This is a genomic window from Paenibacillus sp. FSL E2-0177 (genome assembly GCF_037992975.1).
In the GTDB taxonomy this organism is placed as follows: domain Bacteria; phylum Bacillota; class Bacilli; order Paenibacillales; family Paenibacillaceae; genus Paenibacillus_AQ; species Paenibacillus_AQ odorifer.
The window spans coordinates 5,640,833-5,664,566 of the sequence record NZ_CP150307.1; the positions used below are offsets into that span (position 1 = coordinate 5,640,833).

General features: G+C 46.7%; 17 protein-coding genes and 1 tRNA gene. 5 read left to right on the forward strand and 13 right to left on the reverse strand.

Translation table 11 applies throughout. The features are described 5' to 3' along the window. Window positions 1-17: 17 nt before the first annotated feature. Window positions 18-767, reverse strand: a complete 750-nt coding sequence (locus MHI25_RS25180; protein ID WP_076195222.1) for an alpha/beta hydrolase family protein — start codon at window positions 765-767, stop codon at window positions 18-20. 24 nt (window positions 768-791) lie between these two features. Continuing rightward, window positions 792-1,805: a LacI family DNA-binding transcriptional regulator gene (locus MHI25_RS25185; RefSeq protein ID WP_076142395.1), complete on the reverse strand. Its 1,014-nt coding sequence runs from the start codon at window positions 1,803-1,805 to the stop codon at window positions 792-794. A 444-nt stretch (window positions 1,806-2,249) separates the two neighbouring features. On the opposite strand from MHI25_RS25185, the gene MHI25_RS25190 reads away from it, so the two are divergent. After that, window positions 2,250-3,158 (forward strand): serine hydrolase, encoded by a 909-nt coding sequence (locus MHI25_RS25190; RefSeq protein WP_280753701.1) that lies wholly within the window; start codon window positions 2,250-2,252, stop codon window positions 3,156-3,158. A 2,478-nt stretch (window positions 3,159-5,636) separates the two neighbouring features. Here the strand turns inward: MHI25_RS25190 and MHI25_RS25195 are convergent. Continuing rightward, window positions 5,637-5,710, reverse strand: a tRNA-Arg gene (locus MHI25_RS25195). Between the two features lie 209 nt (window positions 5,711-5,919). Continuing rightward, window positions 5,920-6,276, reverse strand: a complete 357-nt coding sequence (locus tag MHI25_RS25200; RefSeq protein ID WP_340394547.1) for a hypothetical protein — start codon at window positions 6,274-6,276, stop codon at window positions 5,920-5,922. Between the two features lie 144 nt (window positions 6,277-6,420). Here MHI25_RS25200 and asnB point away from each other — a divergent pair, with 144 nt between their 5' ends. Beyond that, entirely contained in the window at window positions 6,421-8,265 is a 1,845-nt protein-coding gene (asnB, locus tag MHI25_RS25205; RefSeq protein WP_340394548.1) for an asparagine synthase (glutamine-hydrolyzing), read from the forward strand. A gap of 113 nt (window positions 8,266-8,378) precedes the next feature. Here the strand turns inward: asnB and MHI25_RS25210 are convergent, their stop codons facing one another. From MHI25_RS25210 to MHI25_RS25225, 4 genes are all read right to left on the reverse strand, one after another. Then, the gene (locus MHI25_RS25210) at window positions 8,379-9,215 is read right to left on the reverse strand and encodes an aldo/keto reductase (RefSeq protein WP_076146344.1); all 837 of its coding nucleotides are present in this window, start codon (window positions 9,213-9,215) and stop codon (window positions 8,379-8,381) included. A 155-nt stretch (window positions 9,216-9,370) separates the two neighbouring features. Next, window positions 9,371-9,826 carry a cupin domain-containing protein gene (locus MHI25_RS25215; protein WP_036686965.1) on the reverse strand — a complete coding sequence of 152 codons (456 nt, stop codon included), beginning with the start codon at window positions 9,824-9,826 and terminating at the stop codon, window positions 9,371-9,373. A gap of 102 nt (window positions 9,827-9,928) precedes the next feature. Further along, window positions 9,929-10,864: an SPFH domain-containing protein gene (locus MHI25_RS25220; protein WP_076129203.1), complete on the reverse strand. Its 936-nt coding sequence runs from the start codon at window positions 10,862-10,864 to the stop codon at window positions 9,929-9,931. Continuing rightward, window positions 10,864-11,361 (reverse strand): NfeD family protein, encoded by a 498-nt coding sequence (locus MHI25_RS25225; protein WP_254848827.1) that lies wholly within the window; start codon window positions 11,359-11,361, stop codon window positions 10,864-10,866. The genes MHI25_RS25220 and MHI25_RS25225 overlap by 1 nt, the downstream gene beginning before the upstream one ends. Before the next feature lie 539 nt (window positions 11,362-11,900). On the opposite strand from MHI25_RS25225, the gene MHI25_RS25230 reads away from it, so the two are divergent. Then, the gene (locus tag MHI25_RS25230) at window positions 11,901-13,844 is read left to right on the forward strand and encodes a glycosyl hydrolase family 18 protein (RefSeq protein ID WP_340394549.1); all 1,944 of its coding nucleotides are present in this window, start codon (window positions 11,901-11,903) and stop codon (window positions 13,842-13,844) included. A gap of 60 nt (window positions 13,845-13,904) precedes the next feature. Further along, on the forward strand, window positions 13,905-16,307 hold the full coding sequence (locus tag MHI25_RS25235; protein ID WP_340394550.1) for a glycosyl hydrolase family 18 protein: 2,403 nt from the start codon (window positions 13,905-13,907) through the stop codon (window positions 16,305-16,307). 391 nt (window positions 16,308-16,698) lie between these two features. On the opposite strand, the gene MHI25_RS25240 is transcribed toward MHI25_RS25235, so the two are convergent. From MHI25_RS25240 to MHI25_RS25250, 3 genes are all read right to left on the reverse strand, one after another. Then, entirely contained in the window at window positions 16,699-17,355 is a 657-nt protein-coding gene (locus MHI25_RS25240; RefSeq protein ID WP_076129200.1) for an XTP/dITP diphosphatase, read from the reverse strand. A 1-nt stretch (window position 17,356) separates the two neighbouring features. After that, window positions 17,357-18,115: a ribonuclease PH gene (gene rph, locus MHI25_RS25245; RefSeq protein ID WP_036686952.1), complete on the reverse strand. Its 759-nt coding sequence runs from the start codon at window positions 18,113-18,115 to the stop codon at window positions 17,357-17,359. A 163-nt stretch (window positions 18,116-18,278) separates the two neighbouring features. Beyond that, entirely contained in the window at window positions 18,279-19,412 is a 1,134-nt protein-coding gene (locus MHI25_RS25250) for a GerMN domain-containing protein (protein ID WP_175620010.1), read from the reverse strand. A gap of 269 nt (window positions 19,413-19,681) precedes the next feature. On the opposite strand from MHI25_RS25250, the gene MHI25_RS25255 reads away from it, so the two are divergent. Continuing rightward, on the forward strand, window positions 19,682-20,290 hold the full coding sequence (locus MHI25_RS25255) for a phosphatidylglycerophosphatase A (RefSeq protein ID WP_339188294.1): 609 nt from the start codon (window positions 19,682-19,684) through the stop codon (window positions 20,288-20,290). A 1,627-nt stretch (window positions 20,291-21,917) separates the two neighbouring features. On the opposite strand, the gene MHI25_RS25260 is transcribed toward MHI25_RS25255, so the two are convergent. Together MHI25_RS25260 and MHI25_RS25265 are read right to left on the reverse strand one after the other, a co-directional pair. Further along, complete coding sequence (locus MHI25_RS25260) at window positions 21,918-22,928, reverse strand: MBL fold metallo-hydrolase (protein ID WP_340394551.1); 1,011 nt, start codon at window positions 22,926-22,928, stop codon at window positions 21,918-21,920. Window positions 22,929-22,966: 38 nt separating this feature from the next. Continuing rightward, window positions 22,967-23,701 (reverse strand): class I SAM-dependent methyltransferase, encoded by a 735-nt coding sequence (locus MHI25_RS25265; RefSeq protein WP_076279956.1) that lies wholly within the window; start codon window positions 23,699-23,701, stop codon window positions 22,967-22,969. Between the last annotated feature and the right edge of the window lie 33 nt (window positions 23,702-23,734).

The window sequence follows — 23,734 nt, forward strand, 5'->3', positions numbered from 1 at the left end:
CACTCTGCTTATGTCTTTTAGTTGTACAAGAAATCAAAGGTTGTCTTCAGATGCTCCTCCCAGAATCGCCATTCATGAGTTCCAGGGGTCTCAACATACTGAAATTCATAAGGGGTCGTCTCTAGGTAAGCTGCGAATTCCCGATTCATCTCCACAAACGGATCTTCCGAACCACAGCAAGTCAGAATCGAAGGCAGGTTACGTTTATCGTCGACCAATTTAGCGGCTAAAGCGTACAGATCCTGATCCGGCTTAATTTGTAAGCGTTTTCCAAAAGTACCCGCCATCTCCCTCGCCATGTCCTTGGACATTTGCGGATCGTTTAATCGTTTCTGGAGATCGGTAACTCCTGATAACGAAACCACTTTGCTGTAACGCTCGGGATAGGTAAGTCCACATTTCAGAGCGCCATACCCGCCCATCGATAAACCAGCGATATACGTCTTCTGCGGATTATCATCCAACCTCATCATTCGGCCACAAAGCTCGGGAAGCTCATGGGTCACATAGTGGAAGTAATCCAGTCCGTACTCCATGTCTGTATAGTAGCTCCTGTTTACTTGGGGCATTATGACTGTACAACCATATTGACTTGCATACTGCTCAATAGTAGTCATCCTGTGCCAAGTACTGGCGTTATCACCAGCACCATGCAGCAGGTAGAGCGTTCCTCCAGACATGTTGCCTGAATCGACGGGGGAGATAATACTGATGGTCGTTGTCATTCTCAAGGTAGGAGAGCCTGTCTCAACTGTTAATAATGCCATGAGTTATCTCCTTTTCGTTCTTATTCATTTGTTTATTTTCTTGCAAGATCCCCGCTTAACCAGTACGGATTCGAATACCATATGTTTGTTTTGCGAATCACCTGTGATCAGGTCAAACAAAATTTCAACACTGGCCTTCGCCATATCCACTCCGGGTTGGCTGATCGTATCCAGAGATGGATGATAATATTCTGCCATTTCAATCCCGTCGAATCCGATGATCGAAACATCATTTGGAATTGATAAGCCCAAGGACAATAACGCCTTAGCCGCCCCAATGGCAATCGTATCTGATGCAGCAAAAACAGCAGTGATATCTTTTTTCTTATTGAGCAGACGTTTGGTAGCTGTAAAGCCTGAGCTTGGACTATATTCACAGTCCTCTACCATTGAAGGGTCGTACTCAATTCCATGCTCCTCAAGCGCCTTGATATAACCCATAAGCCGCCGGTTACCTGTTGTATTTTGCACCAGAGGAAATCTGGCCAAAAAACAGATATTGCGATGTCCTAATGAGATTAAATAGCTGACAGCCTTATAAGATTCCTGAAGATCATCAATGATCACGCTTGAAAAAACAGCAGGATCGACTTCTTTTGTAGTCGTGATGGTAGTCAGAACAAATGGAATTTTTAATTGTTTGAATTTATCTTCGGAATGATCATACGTTCCGCCCATAAAAATTACGCCATATAGATTTTTTTCTTTTACAAGCTGTAGAGCGATATCGATCTCGTCTACTCCATCTTCTACATGCTGGATCATTAGCGGACATCCCCGCAGGTTCACCTGGCGTTCAACTTCTTTGATCATGTCGGCAAAAAACGGGTTTGAGATCCCTTTTACCATTAGCGCTATGGTATTAGATCGCGTTTTTTTCAAGTTGCTCGCATTACCGTTTGGAATATAGTTATGTTCTCTAACAACCGCCATCACTTTAGCTCTAGTTGTATCGCTTACAACACCGCTATTATTGATTACTCTGGAGACTGTGGCGATACCCACGCCTGATAGCCTTGCAATATCTTTGATATTCATATTTACCTTGCTCCACTCCTATGATGAGTCCCCCCTTCACCCGATGAAAATCAGGTTGTGGAAACGCATGAAATGATGGGAAACGTTTCCCACGACATCATTTTGAGTCCTTAGCGCGTTTTTTCCGCTTACTTCGTCCATTATGAACAGGTAATTTTTATAAGTCAACTAAAAACACAAAAAAAATTGTGATTCATCACTTTTTATTTGGTTAAAATTACAATAAGTCTATAGTTACTAAGTCAATGAATTAGAAATAATTGTAATTTATATATCAAATAATAGTTCCACTTGCTTTATTGACTTTAAAATAAGAATGGAATACCATCAATTTAGTGATTTTCATCGCAATAACAGAAAACGTTTCCACTTATTTTTCTAGTTTTTCTTTTTGTCGCTTCGCTATCCTAGCTAGGAATATCAAGAGAAAGAAGGACTCTTTTTATGTTGAACATGGCTCCATTCGCAGCTAAGGCTCGTGAACGAAACCTGAATATCTTCAATGTTCGTGTGCTTCAAAACGGAAACCTTGTGGGAAAACTGGATCTCACGGAGGATATTCGGCGCTTGCAGCATTCCGTCAGCAAGTCTTTTACTTGTATGGCAGTAGGTTTTGCCATTGATGAAGGGAAGCTGACACTGGAAACAACGCTTAGAGATGTTTTTCCGGAGTATGCCTCTCCTCTTAAACAAACACCTCCTTCCATGCAGCCCGGAGATATAACTTTGTTCGATTTGCTGCGAATGAGTACAGGGCACGACTCCCCTCCATTTTGGGCTGAAGAGAGAGTAGCCTTGAAGGATAAAAATTGGGTGCAGCATTATTTGTCTCTGACTTTAGACAGAGCTCCCGGCGAGAAATTTACATACAGCAGTGGAGATACCATTATGATCTCTGCAATGGTGCAAGCCCGCGTCGGGCAAACCGTAAAGGATTATCTGTTACCTCGTTTGTTTGCACCTCTGGGCATAAACAATGTCGATTGGGAAACAACACCTCAAGGGGTAACCCTTGGCTGTGCCGGACTTCAGATTAGCACGGAAGAGTTAAGCCGGTTTGGACAGCTGCTTTTACAGCAAGGAAAGTGGCAGGGCCAGCAACTAATTCCCGCAGCATGGATCAATTTTGTTACACAAAAACAGATCGACAATGATGGAAATGGCGACTGGGGAGAAGGATACGGCTGCCAATTCTGGCTCTGCTCCCACGACGCTTACCGTGCCGATGGCGCTCATGGACAATTCTGTCTTGTGGTGCCGGACGCTCAAGCAGTCATTGCAATTAACAGCATGGAAGATAACATGCAGGGAATCCTGGATACCGTCTGGGAGGAAATCTGGCCGCTTCTTTAGGAGCGGTCTTTTTTTATGGCTTGAGGTTAGCGTGCGCATAATGGGTAATTTACATTCTTCCGCGATTAGTACTTAACACCGCCAAGTAACCAGCGCTGTTTGAGGCTGAGGAGGCTTGCGGACTCAGATGACGTTATTTACTCTTTTATCGCCTTTTGAGCAACGTTTCGGACTCCACTGCAGCTATTGCTGAGAAAGTAGCTCTTTTGGGGCACATTTGCATCTATAGCGACGATGGAGTCCGATGACATCGCAAATCCCGCACTTTTCAGCATTTAAGGTCCTCTGTGTCCGATAGCTGCTGCGTATGTACAATATAAGTAACTCAACAGATGATAAGTAACTAAACACGCCCAAGCGTTCACACCAATAAATGCTCAAACCGTATGTCCCCAACGCCAAACACGCCATGCAGTCAACACCAATAGATGCACAACACCAAGTAACCAGCATTACTTAGACTGAGGAGGCTTGCGGACTCAGATGACGTTATTTACTCTTTTATCGCCTTACGAGCAACGTTTCGGACTCCAGTGCAGCTATTCCTGAGAAAGTAGCTCTTTTGGGGCACGTTTGGCATCAATAGCGACGATGGAGTCCGATGACATCGCAAATGTGGCGCTTTTCAGCATTTAAGGTCATCTGGGTCCGATAGCTGCTGCGTATGTACAAAATAAGTAACTCATCACACCAAGTAACCATTACTTTCTGAGGCTGAGGAGGCACGCGGACTCAGATGATGTTATTTACTCATTTATCACCTTTTGAGCAACGTTTCGGACTCCAGTGCAGCTATTGCTGAAAAAGTAGCTCATTTGAGGTACGTTTGGCATCAATAGTGCCGATGGAGTCCGATGACATCGCAAATGTGGCGCTTTTCAGCATTTAAGGTCATCTGGGTCCGATAGCTGCTGCGTATGTGCAAATGTGGGCTAGATGATGGAAGTTTGATGTTCAACGATGATAAGTAACTAAACACGCCCAAGCGTTCACACCAATAAATGCTCAAACCGTAAGTCCCCACCGCCTACAAATAGCTCAACCCACCAAGTAACCAGCAATACTTAGACTGAGGAGGCTTGCGGACTCAGATGACGTTATTTACTCTTTTATCGCCTTTTGAGCAACGTTTCGGACTCCAGTGCAGCTATTCCTGAGAAAGTAGCTCATTTGGGGCAGGTTTGGCATCAATAGTGACGATGGAGTCCGATAACATCGCAAATGTGGCACTTTTCAGCATTTAAGGTCATCTGGGTCCGATAGCTGCTGCGTATGTACAAAATAAGTAACTCATCACACCAAGTAACCAGTATTTCCTGAGACTGAGGAAGCTCGCGGACTCAGATGACGTTATTTACTCTTTTATCGCCTTTTGAACAACGTTTCGGACTCCAGTGCAGCTATTGCTGAAAAAGTAGCTCATTTGGGGCACGTTTGGCATCAATAGTGACGATGGAGTCCGATGACATCGCAAATGTGGCACTTTTCAGCATTTAAGGTCATCTGGGTCCGATAGCTGCTGCGTATGTACAAAATAAGTAACTCATCACACCAAGTAACCAGCATTTCCTGAGACTGAGGAAGCTTGCGGACTCAGATGATGTTATTTACTCATTTATCACCTTTTGAGCAACGTTTCGGACTCCAGTGCAGCTATTGCTGAAAAAGTAGCTCATTTGGGGCACGTTTGGCATCAATTGTGACGATGGAGTCCGATGACATCGAAAATCCCGCACTTTTCAGCATTTAAGGTCCTCTGGGTCCGATAGCTGCTGCGTATGTGCAAAATAAGTAACTCATCACACCAAGTAACCAGTATTTCCTGAGACTGAGGAAGCTCGCGGACTCAGATGACGTTATTTACTCATTTATCGCCTTTTGAACAACGTTTCGGACTCCAGTGCAGCTATTGCTGAGAAAGTAGCTCTTTTGGGGCACGTTTGGCATCAATAGCGACGATGGAGTCCGATGACATCGCAAATGTGGCACTTTTCAGCATTTAAGGTCCTCTGGGTCCGATAGCTGCTGCATATGTGCAAATGTGATCTAGTCGCTCGAAGTTTGATGTTCAATGATGGTTAGCAGCTCAACACACCAAGTAACCAGCATTACTCAGACCCAGGATGCTTGCGGACTCAGATGATGTTATTTACTCTTTTATCGCCTTTTGAGCAACGTTTCGGACTCCACAGCAGCTATTCTTGAGAAAGCGGCTCTTTTGGGGCACGTTTGGCACCAATTGCGACGATGGAGTCCGATGACATCGCAAATGTGGCACTTTTCAGCATTTAAGGTCATCTGGGTCCGATAGTTGCTGCGTATGTACAAATGCGGGCTAGATGCTGGAAGTTTAATGTTCAACGATGACTCGAATTTCGACGTTTAGATCAAGAAGGAAGACAAAGCACCCCGTGTGTGACCTCGAACTAAAACTCGCGCACGCAAAAACAGCCTTCCCGAAGGATGGCTGTTAATTGACGTCCCGGAAGGGATTCGAACCCCTGACCGTGCGCTTAGAAGGCGCATGCTCTATCCAGCTGAGCTACCGGGACATATAAGAAATAAATACTATGTATTGACGCAACGATATTTATTATACCTTATTCAGCGGATTTTTCAAGTCAAAACAACTTAGAAAAATAATAAAAGTGTTTCCGGTGCAGCTTTTTCACACGTCAGCGTTACCACAGGAAATGAAAAAAACGGCATTTCTGCCGTCCTTTTCATCCATTCCAGTGTGCATTTTACAAACCTTCGATATTTACTCCAGCTTTCGAAAACGCTTCTCCAGCTGCTTTTTTAAATCCCCAAAAGTGAGTAATTCTCGTTGAAACTTGGAATGCTCATCTTCTGGCGACATGAAGTTACTGCCTGTAAATGCACTTGAGGTCACATATTGAAAAGCGTCATGCATATTGTTATCAAACCAATCGGTGGAGGTATCAGCATCATTAGTCAGAATACGGACAATCTCATATCCTTCTTCACGCCGATCCTCAACGATATACACCAAAAGCGCAGGATCACTAACAGCACCCGGCAAAACACCCACTTCTGCACAAGGCGCACCATCGTACTCCATCATTCTGCGAATTTTGGCGTCTTTAATATAATACACCTGTCATCCTTCCCTCCTGGCAAATTCCCCTCTCCCCTAGTGTTCGGATAAGGACATACATTTTATGCCTTCCTTCGGCATATATCTGTATTACTTGGCAAAAAAGTAAGGACAACAATCGCACAAAAGAGAGGATGAACCATCATGTGCGGAATAACCGGATTTATCCAGTGGCGCGGAGATCTCACTCAGCACTCGCAGCTGCTGGTCAAAATGACTGAAACTTTAGCAAACCGCGGCCCCGATGCAGCCGGAACCTGGATCTCAGGCCCCTGTGCTTTCGGTCACCGCAGACTTAGCGTTATCGATCCGGAGAACGGTGCCCAGCCCATGATCACCCGCCATGAGGAACAGGTATACGCGATTGTTTACAACGGCGAATTATATAACGCCCTCGAACTCAAACAGGAACTTAAGCAGCGAGGGCATCAATTCCGCACCCAGTGCGATACAGAAGTGCTGCTGCATTCCTATATCGAATGGGGGCCGGATTGCGCAGAGAAGCTCAATGGAATCTTTGCTTTTGCAGTATGGGACGGTCTGCGGGACCAAGTCTTTTTTGCACGTGACCGTTTAGGTGTGAAACCCCTGTTCTACAGCAAGGTTGATGATGTCCTAGTTTTTGGCTCAGAGCCTAAGGCGTTGCTGCAGCATCCCAAGGTACAACCAATCGTGGGTCCTGAAGGTCTCGCAGAAATCTTCATCATCGGTCCAGCGCGTACACCGGGTCATGGTGTTTATAAGGATATGCAAGAGCTTCGTCCAGGTCATGCTATGATCTATAGCCGTGAAGGTCTGCGCAGTTATGCCTATTGGAAGCTGGAGAGCGCAAAGCATACTGACAATGAAGCAGAGACAGCCGCTAAGGTGCGTGAACTGCTCCAAGATACACTCGAACGCCAACTGGTCTCAGACGTCCCTGTTTGCTCTCTTTTGTCGGGAGGGCTGGATTCCAGTGCGCTGACGGCACTTGCAGTGGATTACTACAACCGGAATGGTCAGGGACAAGTGGATACTTATTCCGTAGACTATGTAGATAACGACAAACATTTCAAAAGTCATACTTTCCAGCCGGGAGCAGATGGGCCGTGGATTAAACGAATGGTCGATGAATTGAATACAAACCACCACTACATCTCGTTCGATACCCCAGAGCTTGTAGAAGCGCTGGATAATGCTTTGTACACTAGGGATTTACCAGGGATGACCGATGTAGACTCTTCTTTGTACTTATTTTGCCGGGAGATTAAAAAGAACGCGACAGTAGCTATTTCCGGTGAAGCTGCGGATGAGATTTTTGGCGGATACCCTTGGTTCCACCGTGAGGAAATGCTCTCCTCAGGCACTTTTCCTTGGTCAGTTGCTCCGAAAATGCGTGCAAGTCTACTTTCCCCAGAAATTAACGAGTGGATCCGTCCACTGGAATATTTGGGTGACAGATATAGCGATGCGGTGGCTGAAGTTCCGAAGTTGGATGGAGAGACGGGAAAACAAGCACAAATGCGCGTCATGTCCTATCTGAATATCACCCGCTTCATGCCTACTCTGCTAGACCGTAAAGACCGAATGAGCATGGGCGCAGGGCTAGAGGTACGTGTTCCATATTGTGATCACCGACTCGTTCAATATGTATTTAATATTCCGTGGGAAATCAAGAATCTGGGGGGCCGTGAAAAAGGGATTTTACGTAAATCTCTTGAAGGCATTCTTCCAGACGATGTGCTCTACCGCAAAAAAAGCCCTTACCCCAAAACTCATAATCCTGCCTATTTAAATGCGGTACGAACTCAGGTATTAAACATTCTGGATGACTCCACTTCACCCCTACTTCTGCTAATTGATGCTGCCAAAATCCGTGAGATCGCCGCTTCCCCGGAATCCTCAACCAATCTGCCTTGGTTCGGCCAGCTCATGTCCGGTCCTCAGCTGTTTGCTTACCTCGCCCAAGTGGATCTCTGGCTGCGTAAATATAACGTCTCCATCCAATAAACACGTAGATAACTGAGGTAATCGACAAGCCAAACAGCAAGTCCCCGTATCCGGTGGCTTGCTGTTTGGCTTGTATTTGCAAGGATTACTCTACGATCTTATCTGAACGATCTTTAAAAGTTAAAGTTGTCCGGGTCCGGGCCAAATCGATGGTCTTTGTTCAAGCCCTCGATAGCTTTGACATCCTCATCACTAAGCGTAAAGTCAAAGAATCCCGCATTCTCCTTGATTCGATCCGCATGTACGGATTTAGGAATCGTAATGACACCTTGCTGCAAATCCCAGCGAAGTACAATTTGAGCAGGGGTCTTGCCATACTTCTCAGCCAACTCGTTTAAGAGTGGTAGATCAAGATTCCCCTGCATTAATGGACTCCATGCTTCAAGCTGAATGCCCTGTTCATTGGCATATTTCAGCAGCTCGCGCTGAGTCAACAGCGGATGGAATTCCACCTGATTCACCACGGGCACCACTCCGGTATCCTCGATGATATCTTTCAGATGATGAACCTGAAAATTGCTCACGCCGATAGATTTGATGAGGCCTTCTTTTTGCAGATGAATTAAGGCCTTCCATGTCTCACGATATTTCCCTGCCACCGGCCAGTGTATGAGATACAGATCTAGATAGTCCAGACCCAGCTTGCGCCGGCTATCCTCGAACGCTTTTAGCGTAGATTCATAACCTTGATCAGGATTCCGTACTTTAGTTGTAATAAACAACTCATCCCGGGCCACTCCACAATCACGAATAGCTTGTCCTACGCCTTCTTCGTTATTGTATCCGGCTGCCGTATCAATACTGCGATATCCTAATTCCACTGCGGTTTTGACCGCATGAATAACCTCTTCGCCATCTTTAGTCTTATACACGCCAAGACCCAGCCACGGCATGGTCACCCCGTCATTTAAAGTAGGACCACCCGAGAACGGTGCATTCAATTCACTCATCGCTTAACCCTCCAAGCTTATTGTTATTTCGTTAAACATACTTAACCTATTTATCCACTTAAGAAGCAAACGCTACCATAAAAAGTATAGCAGATGGCTTCATCATTCCCCAAATCCTTATAAAAAAACGGAGGCGTAAGCGCCCCCGCTCTTCTTTATTTCTCAATTAGTTTGAAATCATCAAAATGGAATTCAGGAGAAACAATACAGGATACCAGCGTCGGTTCTTTGCCTAACGAGCGCGCGGCCTGCCATACTCCCGCTGGAACAACCACTTGTGGCTGCTGGCCTGCAGCAATATCGAGACCCAGAATAACTTCCTGCACATCCTCAGGCTTATCTCCATTACCTCCGAGACTTAGCACGATTGGACTACCGGAATGCCACAACCAAACTTCATCGGACAATACAGTATGCCAATCAGATTGTTCGCCTTCGTGAAGTAAAAAATAAATTGAAGATGCCGAATGACGTGATCCAGAATAGCTATCGCCTAACACTTCCTGCGAAATTTCAAATTCCGAATTCCAAAGTCTTTTGTACCAACCACCCTCAACGTGAGGCTGTAATCCAAGCAGTTCAACTAGCGGTGAAATTTCTTTTTGCGTCACAGTAGCTTCTCTCCTTCAAAGTTAGCATGAACAACAATAGCTTCATATGCATAAGGTTGTTTTTGCTTTTTACTTTAACGGAATAAGCTCGAATTGTAAAATCTATTTACTGTCCTTGCTCGCTTTGAAGACTTCCGCAATCGCTCCAAGACTTCCCAGTGTTTCAACAGCGCTAGTTGGCAAGAACACTTTATTAGCAGGACCTTTGGCAATCTCAGCCAGAGCCTCGAAGGAACGATAAGCCAGAACATGCTCATCCAGACCTGCCGAACGAATCAGCTCAATGCGTGATTTTTCTGCTTCTGCCACGGCTTGAATCGCTTTAGCCTCACCGTGTGCTTCCAGCTCCTGCGCCTGGCGTGAACCCTCTGCTTGACGGATACGCGCTTCTTTATCGCCTTCTGCTTTTAGAATCTTGCTCTGTTTATCCCCTTCAGCGCGTAGGATCATATCCTGCTTGGCAGCTTCCGCCTCCAAAACAATGGCACGTTTGCTCCGCTCTGCTTTCATCTGCTTATCCATCGCTTCCTGAATATCCAACGGCGGTTTGATATCGATAACTTCCACACGCTCGATCCGCACGCCCCACTTCTCAGTAGCTTCATCGAGAGCAAGACGGATATCCGTCGAAATCTTTTCCCGTCCAGACAAGGTCTCATCCAATTCCAGCTTACCGATGATTTGCCGCATTGTTGCCGTCGAAATGTTTCTTACCCCATACACATAATCAGAAATACCATAAGTAGCTTCCTCTGGTCCAACCACCTGGTAGAAAATAATCGTATCAATCTGCACCTGCACGTTATCCTTTGTAATTACCGTTTGCGGAGGTACATTCGCTTGTTGAATCCGTAAATCATGGTACGTGCGCACCTGATCAATTACAGGAATCAGAATGTTCAACCCCGGTGTCAGCAGACGATTAAATTTACCGAGCCTTTCCACTACGCCTACCCGTTGCTGTGGTACGATTTTGACTGTTAATGCCACAAAAACTACGACCACTACAATAATAATTGCGATAATTGCCCATTGCATTAGTTCATTTCCCCCCATCGTTCTACTTCGATAATCGTCGTGCCTCTTTTCACTACTCTTACAACCTCATCCTTGCCCAGATTCTGATCAGAGCTCGCGCTCCACGTATCTCCGCCTACCTTCACTTGCCCGTAACGTCCCTGCTCTATCGGCTCAACAACTACTCCTTGCCTACCGATGATTTCTGTACCTGTATCCTTGAACCCACGTGAATGGCGAAATCTAGAAACCAGTGGTTTCGAGAATATAGTCAGACCAAGTGCGACCAGTGATCCAAGGACCACCTGAAACAAAATGGCTTCGGGAACAATCAGCGACACCAAACCTGCGGCCAAAGCACCAATACTAAGCCACAATAAATAAAAAGTAAGCGTCATCATCTCAACAACAAACAGGACACCGGCTGCGATCAGCCAAAACACCCACACAACCATCGGTGAGCCCACCACCTTCCGTATGATACTACTATAACGAAAAGAAACATCGATGCGTTGCATAGTTCCATAAAAAAATATTTCAGGCATGTATATGATTTATATTCATTACATCGGTGGTTATGTGTTTCTTCATGAGTTTCTTGATAAAAGGCGAGTATACAAATCCAAAAGGGTTCACTTTTTGAAGAGTCACTATAAATTAGAAAATTCTCCCCCTATATCACCTGATTTTATCCCTAGCGCAATTGCAAGCTATGCTTGAGAATAAGAGTTACCATCACCCATTTATATCTAATTCATCCTAATTATCCAACTTCCAAACATCCTCCTCTATTCATTCAAACCATACACAGCATGTTACATCTTTAAAAATCCATGAAACAGCAGCACATAAAAAGCATAAAAGAAAGCGCTTACTGATTGGGTAAGGCTTGATTTGGACCGCTGCTTTTTTGCTGCTGAATCTACGAATTGATCTTCAATAGAATGATAGAAACGCCAAGGGTGATGGTGCACTAGAACCGACGGGAGGTGAAGGTCAGGACATCTTGCCGAAAAGAATTTCGAACTACACTTTGAATCTAGGAGGTAGAAATTCAATGATCTTCACGAAAAAAGCTTCACGCAAAACCTTTGCAATTGCGATGATCGCCGCGCTTGTTCTGACACTCTTTTCCACCCTGGGCGGCAGTCCCAAAACAGCCAACGCCGCACAGGATTACAAACTGGTTGGTTATTACGCTTCATGGGCCGCTTACGGGCGTGCTTACAATGTAACTGATATCGATCCTACCAAAATGAATGTCATTAACTACGCTTTTGCGGATATTTGTTGGAATGGCATCCATGGCAATCCCGACCCCACCGGACCTAATCCGGTGACCTGGTCTTGCCAGAATGAGCAAGGCCAAGCCATCAGCGTTCCGAACGGTACGATTGTTCTTGGTGACCCTTGGATTGACACTGGAAAAAGCTTCGGGGATGACAAATGGGATGATCCCATCAAAGGTAACCTGAAGCAGCTATGGAAGCTTAAGGAAAAGAACCCGAACCTGAAGACCCTAATCTCCGTTGGGGGCTGGACCTGGTCGAACCGTTTCTCGGATGTAGCTGCGACAGCTGCGACCCGTGAGGTTTTTGCCAATTCCGCGGTTGATTTTATTCGAAAATACAAGATGGACGGCGTGGATCTCGACTGGGAATATCCAGTAAGTGGTGGACTCGCAGGCAATAGCTACCGTTCTGAAGATAAAGAAAACTATGTACTGCTGCTGCAAAAAGTTCGCGAAAAGCTGAATACAGCCGGCGCGGCGGATGGAAAAACCTATCTGCTGACCATTGCTTCCGGGGCAGGCCCAACGTATATCAACAATAATAATCTGGCCGGCATTGCTTCCGTTGTCGACTGGATCAATATTATGACCTATGACTTTAATGGGAGCTGGAACACCACCACCGGACACAATGCTCCGTTGTACTATGATCCCGCAGCTTCCGCTTCGGGCTTAACCGAACCGCACAATTTTAACATCGATAAAGCGGTAACCTCCTATCTTGCGAATGGTGTACCTGCGAACAAGCTTGTACTTGGCATGGCTTTTTACGGTCGTGGTTGGGGCGGAGCTCCTGCTTCAGGAAACGGCCAATATCAGGTGTCCGCTGGCATCTCACCAACGGGTACATGGGAAAAAGGCAGCTATGATTTCTATGATCTCGAAGCCAATTATATCAACAAAAACGGTTATATCCGCTATTGGAATGATACATCCAAAGTGCCTTATCTCTATAATCCAACAAATCAAACCTTTATCAGCTATGACGACGTAGAATCCTTTGGCCACAAGATCAGCTACCTGAAGTCCAAGGGTCTTGCAGGTGCTATGTTCTGGGAAACAAGTGGTGACCGGAACAAAACACTAACCAATAAACTAAACGCCGATCTTGGTGGCGGAGTGGTGCAGCCGACACCGACACCATCCACATCACCAACACCAACTGCAACCGCTACACCTACTGCAACTCCAACTGCAACACCAACGCCAACTGCAACCGTGACGCCAACCCCAACGCCTACACCGGGACAATGTTCTGCAGCGACCTGGGGTGCAACAACCGTATACACTGGCGGACAGCGTGTCTCCTACAATGGCTCAGTCTATGAAGCCAAATGGTGGACGCAAGGGGATCGTCCTGATCTTAGCGGAACTGATGGGGTCTGGAAATTCATCAGCGTATGCGGAACAGCGACACCAACTGCAACTGTGGCCCCAACTTTAACACCTACGGTAGCACCAACGCCTACCGCAACCGTTGCACCTACGCCTACTTTAGCGCCAACGCCAACTGCAACCGTTGCACCTACACAAACTCCTTTACCTACCGCTACGCCTACTTCGGAAGGGTCTAGCTGGGGAACAGGCGTTGCGTACAAAACAGGTGATGTCGTCGCTTACAACGGAAAAACATATACCTGCTTGCAGCCCCACACTTCACTTCAGGGCTGGGAGCCAGCCACCACACCTGCGCTATGGAAGCTCAATTAAAGACTTGCAGGAAGCATCGTTCCTGAAATAACATTATCCCCCTTTGGAGGTATATTAAATATGATTGCAAAAGCACGTGCTAAGCGCAAAATATCCATAAGTTACCTTGCTGCGCTAATGAGCCTAATCGTTCTGGTTCCACTTTACACCGGGACAGGTGCATCCTTACCAGTGGCCCATGCCGCGGAAACAACACCTTCCGCTCCCGCTCCAGCAGCTGATCATCCTCGCAAAATCGTTGCTTACTTCCCAGAGTGGGGCGATCAGGAGAACAAAGGATTTTACACCGTAGACAAGATTCCGTGGGATAAAATTACCCATATTAACTACGCCTTCGCCAAGGTAAATCCTCAAACGAACAAGATTGATCTCATGGACCGTACAGCTGCAATCGAAAAAGACTATCCCGGTCAGCTGACCACCCTGCCTTTTAAGGGGCATTTTAACCAACTGGTTAAGTACAAACAGCTCTATCCTGATGTCCGCACCCTGATTTCTGTTGGCGGCTGGTCGGGTTCCGGAGGGTTCTTCAACATGGCGAATTCAGAAGCCGGGCGAGAAGCTTTTGCCAATAGTGTTGTGGATTTTCTGCGTACCTATCAGTTCAACGGAGTAGACATCGATTGGGAGTACCCTTCTGGCACTGGGCAGTCCGGTAATCCTAACGATTTTGCCGTGGCAGAACCGCTGCGTACAGTTAATTACAACAACTACGTTCTTCTTATGAAAAAACTTCGCGAAAAGCTCGATCTGGCAGGTTCACAAGACAATCAGAAATATGACCTGACCATTGCGGCCACTGCCTCTTCCTGGATTCTTGGGGGCATGAAGCTTGGGGAAGCCAATCAGTATTTAGACTGGGCGAACCTTATGACCTATGATTTCCATGGGGCTTGGAATGGATATGTAGGGCCGCATTCTGCATTGTACCCGGATTCCCGCGATACTGAAACTGCTGCGCTGGGCACTCCGGTTCTGAATACCGACTGGGCGGTCCGATACTATCTTGGAACGCTTCCTCCGGAAAAAATCGTGATCGGAGTTCCTTATTATTCACGAGGCTGGAAAAATGTGAATGGAGGCATCAACAATACCGGCCTTTACGGCACAGCTCCGACAACCGGTGGGGGAGCAGATGGCCAATACGGGATCTGGAATGATCCCGCACCAGAGCAGCCTGCTGGTGCAAATCCGATCTGGCATGTGCTAAATCTGCTCAAAGATCCAGCGAATAAGCGTTACTTCGATCCTGTTACCAAAACACCGTACTTATTCAATGCAGACAAGAAGATTTTTCTTACGTATGAAGATAAGGAATCTCTTGGCTACAAGCTGGATTACATCAAGCAAAAAGGCTTGGGAGGTATGATGTTCTGGGAACTAACGGGCGATTACTCTGAGCAGAGCGATGGCACTTATACGTATGGCAATTCTCTGACCGATTTTGCCTATGATCAGCTGAAGACAGCCTCGCCGCCGGGCGGAGCTCCTAAGCCGCAGTTGCCTGAACCTAAAAACTTCAACCTCAGCTTCAGCGGCGCCTATGATCATCCGAACTATACCTATTCATTAAAAATAACGAACAATACCGGCACAGATATTTCCGGTGGCTGGAAGCTGGAGTTCGACCTGCCAACAACTACAACCCTAACCTCGGCATGGGGAGCCGGTAGCGTTGAGCAAATCTCCACGGCCTGGGATTTCAACCGCTACCGTATTACAGGTACAGCTACTCAAACTATTGCGAATGGAGCTTCACTTGAAATTCCGGGTATGATGAAGCTGAACTTTTCAGGCGGTCCACAGCGAATCACCCTGAACGGAAACTCGTCCCAACAGGAATACGATAAACTGTACGGAGGCATTACGCCAACACCAACACCAACGTCTACTCCAACGGCAACACCGACTCCGACGGCAACCGTGACGCCTACGCCAACTGTAGCGCCAACACCTACTCCTACGCCGGGACAATGCTCGGCAGCGACCTGGAATGCGGCAACCGCATATACTGGCGGACAACGCGTTTCCTACAGCGGCTCACTCTATGAAGCCAAGTGGTGGACACAAGGAGACCGTCCCGATCTTAGCGGACCGGACGGTGTCTGGAAATACATCAGCGTGTGTGGAACAGCAACGTCTACACCAACGGCAACTGTAGCTCCAACAGTAACACCGACTTTGACACCGACTTTGACACCTACGGTGGCACCGACGCCTACTGCAACCGTTACTCCAGCGCCTACGGTGGCACCGACGCCCACCGCAACCGTAACACCGACGCAAACTCCATTACCGACTGCTACTCCTACTTCGGGAGGGTCTAGCTGGGTAACAGGAGTTGCTTATAAAGTAGGTGATGTCGTCGCCTACAGTGGAAAAACGTATTCCTGCTTGCAGCCTCACACTTCACTTCAGGGGTGGGAGCCAGCTTCCACACCTGCTCTTTGGAAGCTGATGTAATCCGGTACTCTCCTTGATTCCAACAAGGAGAACATCCCATTATTAGTGCAGAGGCATTTTCATCCTTTGGGGCTTACGTTACGGACCCAGTTGACGTTATTTACAAATTTCAAGCCTTTGGAGCTGTGTATCGGACTCCAGTGCTGCTATTCCTTATGAAATGCTTCTTTCGGGGTGTTTTTCGTGCCCATAGCGACTTTGGGGTCCGTTCGAATCTCAAATCGGATAAAGCTGCGTTTAAGGTCAGCTGTGTCCGGGTAGCCGCTTCATACGGGTGAATGTGCTAGAATCGAACGAAGTTTGATGCTTTGTTTAAGGGGAAGGAATAAAAAACGGGGGTGCCCAGCAGCCATTTCGCGGCTTTTGGACACCCCCATTTTTATATAAAAATCTATTCCTGCGATAGGCCGCCTTCGGCTGCCAGTTTTTTCTCCAGCTTTGCCGTCAGCAGTCGCAGTGCAGTTCCTCGATGGCTAATCTGCTGCTTCTCTTCCAGCGTAAGCTCGGCCATAGTTTTTTCATGTTCCGACAGATAAAATAGCGGGTCGTAACCGAAACCGCCAGCACCTGATGGTTCTGAAGTAATCCAGCCTTCGACCGCACCTTCTGCGGTTAGCTCCTGCTTGGAAACTGGATCGTACAGCGATAAAGTACAGACGAACCTAGCCGTGCTCAGCAAAGGCTGATCTGTGTCTTCCCCCTGTTTCAATCTCTCTAGCTCGCTAAGCAGCTTCAGGTTATTTTCCCCATCCGTAGCGTCTTCACCGGCAAAACGTGCAGAGTACACACCCGGTCTGCCATCCAAAGCATCTACACAAAGACCCGAATCATCAGCGAGTACCGGAATTCCAAGTGCATCACCTACGGCTTTGGATTTTTTAAATGCGTTTTCTGCAAAAGTAGCCCCGTCTTCCACCACATCGGGCAGATGCGGATAGTCATACATACTCTTAACTGTCAGGCCCAGCGGGGCAAAAGCGTGCTCGAACTCGCGCACCTTCCCCTTATTCTTCGTTGCGACAATGAGAATATTGCCCGTGGAATTCATGTTACACCTCTTGGCCCGGTTGGCCGGAAGGGATTTTCAGAGCAATCGCTCCGAGCGCTTCTTTTTGCGCCGCAATCAGTTCATAAATTCCCTTCTCACCTAGACCTAATAATAGGTCCAGCTCTTGACGCGAGAATGGTCTTTCTTCGCCAGTCCCTTGTACCTCAACAAAAGCACCGCCGCCGGTCATGACTACATTCATATCCACTTTGGCTTTGGAATCCTCTTCATAATTCAGATCGAGCAATGTTTTATCCCCTACAACACCTACACTAATTGCTCCCAAAAAGTCTGTTATAGGAAAAACAGCCAGCTTGTGCTGTAGTGCAATTTTATTAATAGCAAATGCCATGGCAACAAAAGCGCCTGTTATCGAAGCCGTCCGAGTTCCCCCATCCGCCTGAATCACATCACAATCCAGCGTAATACTGCGTTCACCTAACGCTTGTAAATTCACCACGGAGCGAAGCGCACGGCCGATCAGCCGCTGGATCTCCATTGTACGTCCGGTAAGTTTACCGCGTGCAGCTTCACGTTGATTACGGGACTGGGTGGCCCGAGGAAGCATCGAATATTCGGCAGTTACCCAGCCTTTTCCTTGTCCTTTAAGAAACGGAGGCACTTTTTCCTCTACAGTAGCCGTACAAATAACTTTGGTGTCTCCCATCTCAATGATCACGGAGCCCTCAGCATATTTATTCGTTTGGGTCGTTATTGTCAGCGGCCGTAATTGGTCGTCAGTTCGCCCGTTTGATCTCATCTTTTCTGCCTCCTACATCGTATAGCTAATAGTTTAGTGTGAGTCCCGTTTCCCTGTTGTTCATTGCGGCAGTTCACCGTTCGGGACGTTACGTCTTTTTGAGCAACTTTTATTCTACCAAAGAGGAGGCACAAAAGCATCTTTTAAACCTTAGAAGGTCATTCTATAACGGGAGCTCGTTCAAAAATTCAGGTGCAGAAACAGGTTTGCTATAATCCACATTGTCAGTGTCAGTAATCGATTGTTTGCCGTTCAAACGAATTTGAACCAGAGCATCTTCCGTATTTTGCGCAACAGTCAGAACAACCGATTCCAGTAATTCGGCAGGAACTTCCTTCCCATCTGCGAACATATCGTCAGTCAAGGATACAGTAACAACACCGTTTTGTCCGGCTTCAACCGAATCAAGTGATGTGCCCTGTGTCATAACCATTTCCAGACCGTCTCCGGATTCAGGTCCCGCAATCAGCTCATTGATAGCAGCAGTCAGCTGCTCTTGCCCTGCGGGTACAAAGCGCGTAACCGGAACATAATATTGGATACCGTCAGGAGATGTTGTGGAAAAATAAACAGTAACCGCACTAGAGTTCATCAAAGATGGACCTTGTTTAGGCAGGTTAATGCCCATTGTACGGGACAGCGGGCGATCCAGCGGAGTACCTTGAAGCGGCATTTCCGTAAGCTTTTTACCATCTACCCAGAACTGTACACCTTTAATGTCATCTTGACCGGTAAGTGTCCAAGTGATCGCTTCAAGGATTTTGCGTTCATCCGCAGCATCATAGTTGTTAAATTCCGAAGTGAACTCAACAACTGCCAAATTCGACTTGTCTACCGTAATGCTTTGCACCTCAGTTCCAGCTGGTAGAATGCCTTGGAAGCCTTCTGGCAATGAGGACGCATATTCTCCCTTATTCACTAATGCCATTAAAGAGTTCTTGAGCGTGCTGGAATCTTTGCTTTTTGGCAGATTTAGCGACACTGGAGCGAGTAAGCCATTTCCATCTTCCAAATATACGGTCGTCCGGTCACCGGAAGCCGTTGCTTTATCCGTTGCTTTAGCGGTTTTGGTGCTGTCCTTCACAACTGCTTGTGCATCATCCTGAGCCACTGGACCAAATACACCTGAATCCAAAGTATTATTTCCCTCTGTCTGTAACATCTGCGCTTCAACCTCAGGTGGCGGAGCATCAATCGATGCTGATTCCGAACCGAACAAGCCGCAACCGGACAGTGCCAGTGGAACTGCGAGTAGGCAGACTGCGGAAATCCCGCGGATTTGTTGCATTGTTTTCATCATTTATTACCCCTTTCAAGGTTAGATAGCATTTGTACTGCTATGTATACGAGACCTTTGTCCAAAAAATAACAACTGCTTATCCTAAATTGTTGGAAAAGCCTGTGCGCTTTATTTTCAGGTTAGGTTGGATCTAGATTTTAATTCATATAGACTCCGTTTTCTGGACAAATACTTTTTCTAAACGTACAATCTGAGATAACACCAGCGCTTAACATCATGCTAACGAACGTTGTAATGCAAAGACTTAACTTACGAGGTGACTAATCATGGCTGATGAACCAATCGCAAAAATACCTTACAGTCTGAACAGCAAGGCAGTCGCAGATGCGACCAAAATGTGGTTGAATAAGCGTGGAGTAAACCTGCAGGAAATCGCAGAGCTCGTTATGTTTCTGCAAAAAAAATATTATCCAAACTTAACGATGGAAGAATGTGTCCATAACGTTGAGATGGTACTCAGCAAACGAGAAGTGCAAAATGCGGTACTTACGGGCATTCAATTGGACATGCTCGCGGAGGAGGGGAAGTTGTTTCCACCGCTTCAGGATATGATCGAAAATGATGAGGGATTATACGGAGTGGATGAGATTCTGGCTTTCTCCATCGTAAATGTATATGGCAGCATTGGCTTCACCAACTATGGTTATGTGGACAAGCTTAAGCCAGGCGTTCTTGAACGGTTGAACGACAAAAACACCGGGCAGATCCACACCTTCCTCGACGATATCGTCGGCGCGGTAGCCGCTGCAGCTAGTAGCCGAATCGCACACCGTAAGCAAGCTGAGCGTGAGATAGACCTCGAACTTCCGCATTCACCTGAGGATCGCGAAGAAACTGCAAGGAAACTTGCAGAACATGAAAAACAACCGGAGTAACCGGTGTTTTGGGTACACTCTGAGAATTAAAAAGCGATTGTTTCGTAACCCTTGCGGGTTATGAGACAATCGCTTTTTTTAAGGTTGGGTTGGGACAGTTTTAGGGAAAAACTCCCTAAAAAATACCGAAAATCGTTCAAAACCTAAGTTATTAGGGAATTCTTCCCTAATAACTCTACGAAAACCTTAATTTATAGCTACATTCGTAGATTATTAGGGAGATATTCCCTAATATCCGCTCTACACCCCCACAAACCTCAAAAAAAAGGGATGAATTCCCCAATTAGTAAATATCAGCAATTAGCTACTCGGTAAGATGTGTTTTTACCCACGAATAGCTGCATCTGTGTCCGAATGACCAGTGTGACGCATGAGAAAAGTAATCAAATGTTAGTTTGGTAATGCGATCGGACTCAGGTGACACTATACTCACATATCCCCATTGATTTAGTCAATTTCGGACTCCATAGTCGCTATTCACTCAAAAATGACCAATAACTACCCTCTACACTAGCAATAACGCCTCTCCGGTCCGATACTCACCTCAAAAGTCTCAAAATCCACGAATAGCTGCATCTGAGTCCGAATGACCTGCATAACGCATAAGCAAAGTAATCAAATGTTAGTCCAAATGATCTGTGTGACGCATGAGTAAAGTAATCAAATGTTAGTTTGGTAATGCGATCGGACTCAGGTGACCCTATTTCCATAAATCACCCTTGATTTAGTCACTTTCGGACTCCAGAGTCGCTATTCACTCAAAAATGACCAATAACAACCCATCACTCTAGCAATAACGCCTCTCCGGTCCGATACTAACCTCAAAAGTCTCAAAATCCACGAATAGCGGCGTCTGAGTCCGAATAACCTGTGTGAAGCATGAGTAAAGTAATCAAATGTTAGTTTGGTAATGCGATCGGACTCAGGTGACACTATACTCACATATCCCCATTGATTTGGACACTTTCGGACTCCAGAGTCGCTATTCACTCAAAAATGACCAATAACTACCCATTACTCTAGCAATAACGCCTCTCCGGTCCGATAATCACCTCAAAAGTCCCAAAACCCACGAATAGCGGCGTCTGAGTCCGAATAACCTGTGTAACGCATGAGTAAAGTAATCAAATGTTAGTTTGGTAATGTGTTCGGACTCAGGTGACCCTATTTCCATAAAACACCCTTGATTTAGTCAATTTCGGACTCCAGAGTCGCTATTCACTCAAAAATGACCAATAACTACCCTCTGCACTAGCAATAACGCCTCTCCGATCCGATACTCACCTCAAAAGTCCCAAAACCCACGAATAGCGGCCTCTGAGTCCGAATGACCTGCATAACGCATGAGTAAAGTAATCAAATGTTAGTCTAAATGATCAGCGTGACGCATGAGTATGTAATCAAAGGTTAGTTGGGTATTCGATCGGACTAAGGAGCTCAATATTCATATAAATAGCACCGAAATATACTCTCTACTTAGTCACTAAAACCAAAGCCCAAAAAAGAGCAGTCCCAATAACACAGGACTGCTCTACACCTCTACTCGATCATAACATTCACATCTAAATTCATTTCATCATTCATCACTCATCATTCATTTCATCACTCTTCGATCGCGCTAGAAACTCTAACTAACATGGTCACCAGCACTTTCAGATGCTGCAAACAAGATAACACCGTCCGCCTCTATCATCACTGCCCGCTCCCGGCGCATCAGCTCCGCCAGATGCGCCAGTGTCTCACTCATCGCAAAGCGCATCTGGTGAACGGTGGTTACCCGGCTGCGAAACAGAATTTCGCAGACGGCGAAGCCGCTCAGCGGGCCGTTTGCGAGCAAGGCTGCCGTGGTATCCAGCCGCTCCTCATGATGAGCGAGCAGACTGCTGACCCGGTGCGCGAAGCCCGTGAACGGTTCCCGATGACCCGGGAACGCCATGCTGACCGGGTAGCTCCCCAGCTCCCGCAGCCCCTGAAGAAACGTCTGCAGCGGCTGTGGATCGCTGCCTGGAAGCAGGCTGACATTGGGCGAAATCTGCGGCAGCACAGCATCGCCGCAGATCATTTGCCCGCTGCCCGCATGATAGAAACTCACATGTCCCGGTGCATGTCCGCCAGTTACAATCAATTTCCATTCACGGCCACCCATCCCGAAAGGCTCTACCTCATTCAGATAAGTTACAACCGGCTGTGGCTCTACTTGAGCGTCAAAGCTCTCCAAATGCGCTTTAATTCCACTCGACCATTCCTCCGACATTCCGTGTCTGATGAAATATAACGGCAAAACTTCATTGATATCCGTGTTACCGCCCCACATCAACATCGCCTCGGCATGAGCACGTTCAGTCATCCATACTTTACATCCGGTCTGCGACTGCAACCATCCCGCCAATCCATAATGATCGGGATGATGATGCGTTACGACGATATCCCGCACGTCCTTCCACGACAATCCCAGCTCCTGCAGGATCGCATGCCAGCATTTTTCTGTCTCCGGGCTACGCGGACCCGGATCGATAATAGTAATTCTGCCATCCTCATCAGGCAGAATATAGCTGTTCACTTGACGAAGCGGCGAGTCCATGGGCACCGAGACCTGAAGAATGTTCTTGTCCCATGAAGTGATATCCGCCTTAGACATGGTGCGATCACCGCCTTTGAATCTTTTTCCTGATACCATTACGATCGAATTCCACTAAAAATCATCCGCGTGGAGCTTTCTGCATTATAAACCTCATCTTCATAGCTGCCATGCACAGCTTCGAGCTGTAAACCCGCTTCCTCGATCATTCCGCTGAATTTCTCCAATGAATACAGCTTCACACGTTCATGATATTGACGAGATGTAGAATCATTTTTAGAGGTTAAAATGATGTCCTTCTTCACATACCCATCCTCGATCCGCCGCGACTCATCAATCAGATTCTTTCCATCCTCGCGGGTAGAATGCGGCACCAGATGACGAATCACATACGCAGGGTTCAGATAATCAATAACAAACTTGCCACCCGGCTTCAACATCCGATAGATTTCACGCAAAACCTTTACCTGCTCCTCATCCTCTTCAAAATAACCAAAGGAAGTGAACAGATTAACCACAGCATCGAAACCTCCTATTAACGGTAGGTCCCGCATGTCAGAACGCAGCCAAGTTACCTGCTCCGCTCCTTTTTGAGATCTTGCCTCACGCAGTAATACCTCTGATAAATCTACTCCAGTTACCTCGTACCCTGCTTCCGCAAGCGCCAGTGAATGACGTCCCATCCCACAACATAAATCCAGCACTTTGGAGCCTGGCGGTAGTCCCAGCCACGAGATCATTCGTTCAACTTCTTTACGAGCTCCACCAAAGTCTCGATGTTTGTATACGACCAGATAATCCTCTCCGAAGCTCTTTTCATACCATTCAGTCATGTTGTCTCTCCTCCCACAGGCGTCTTCCTGTAA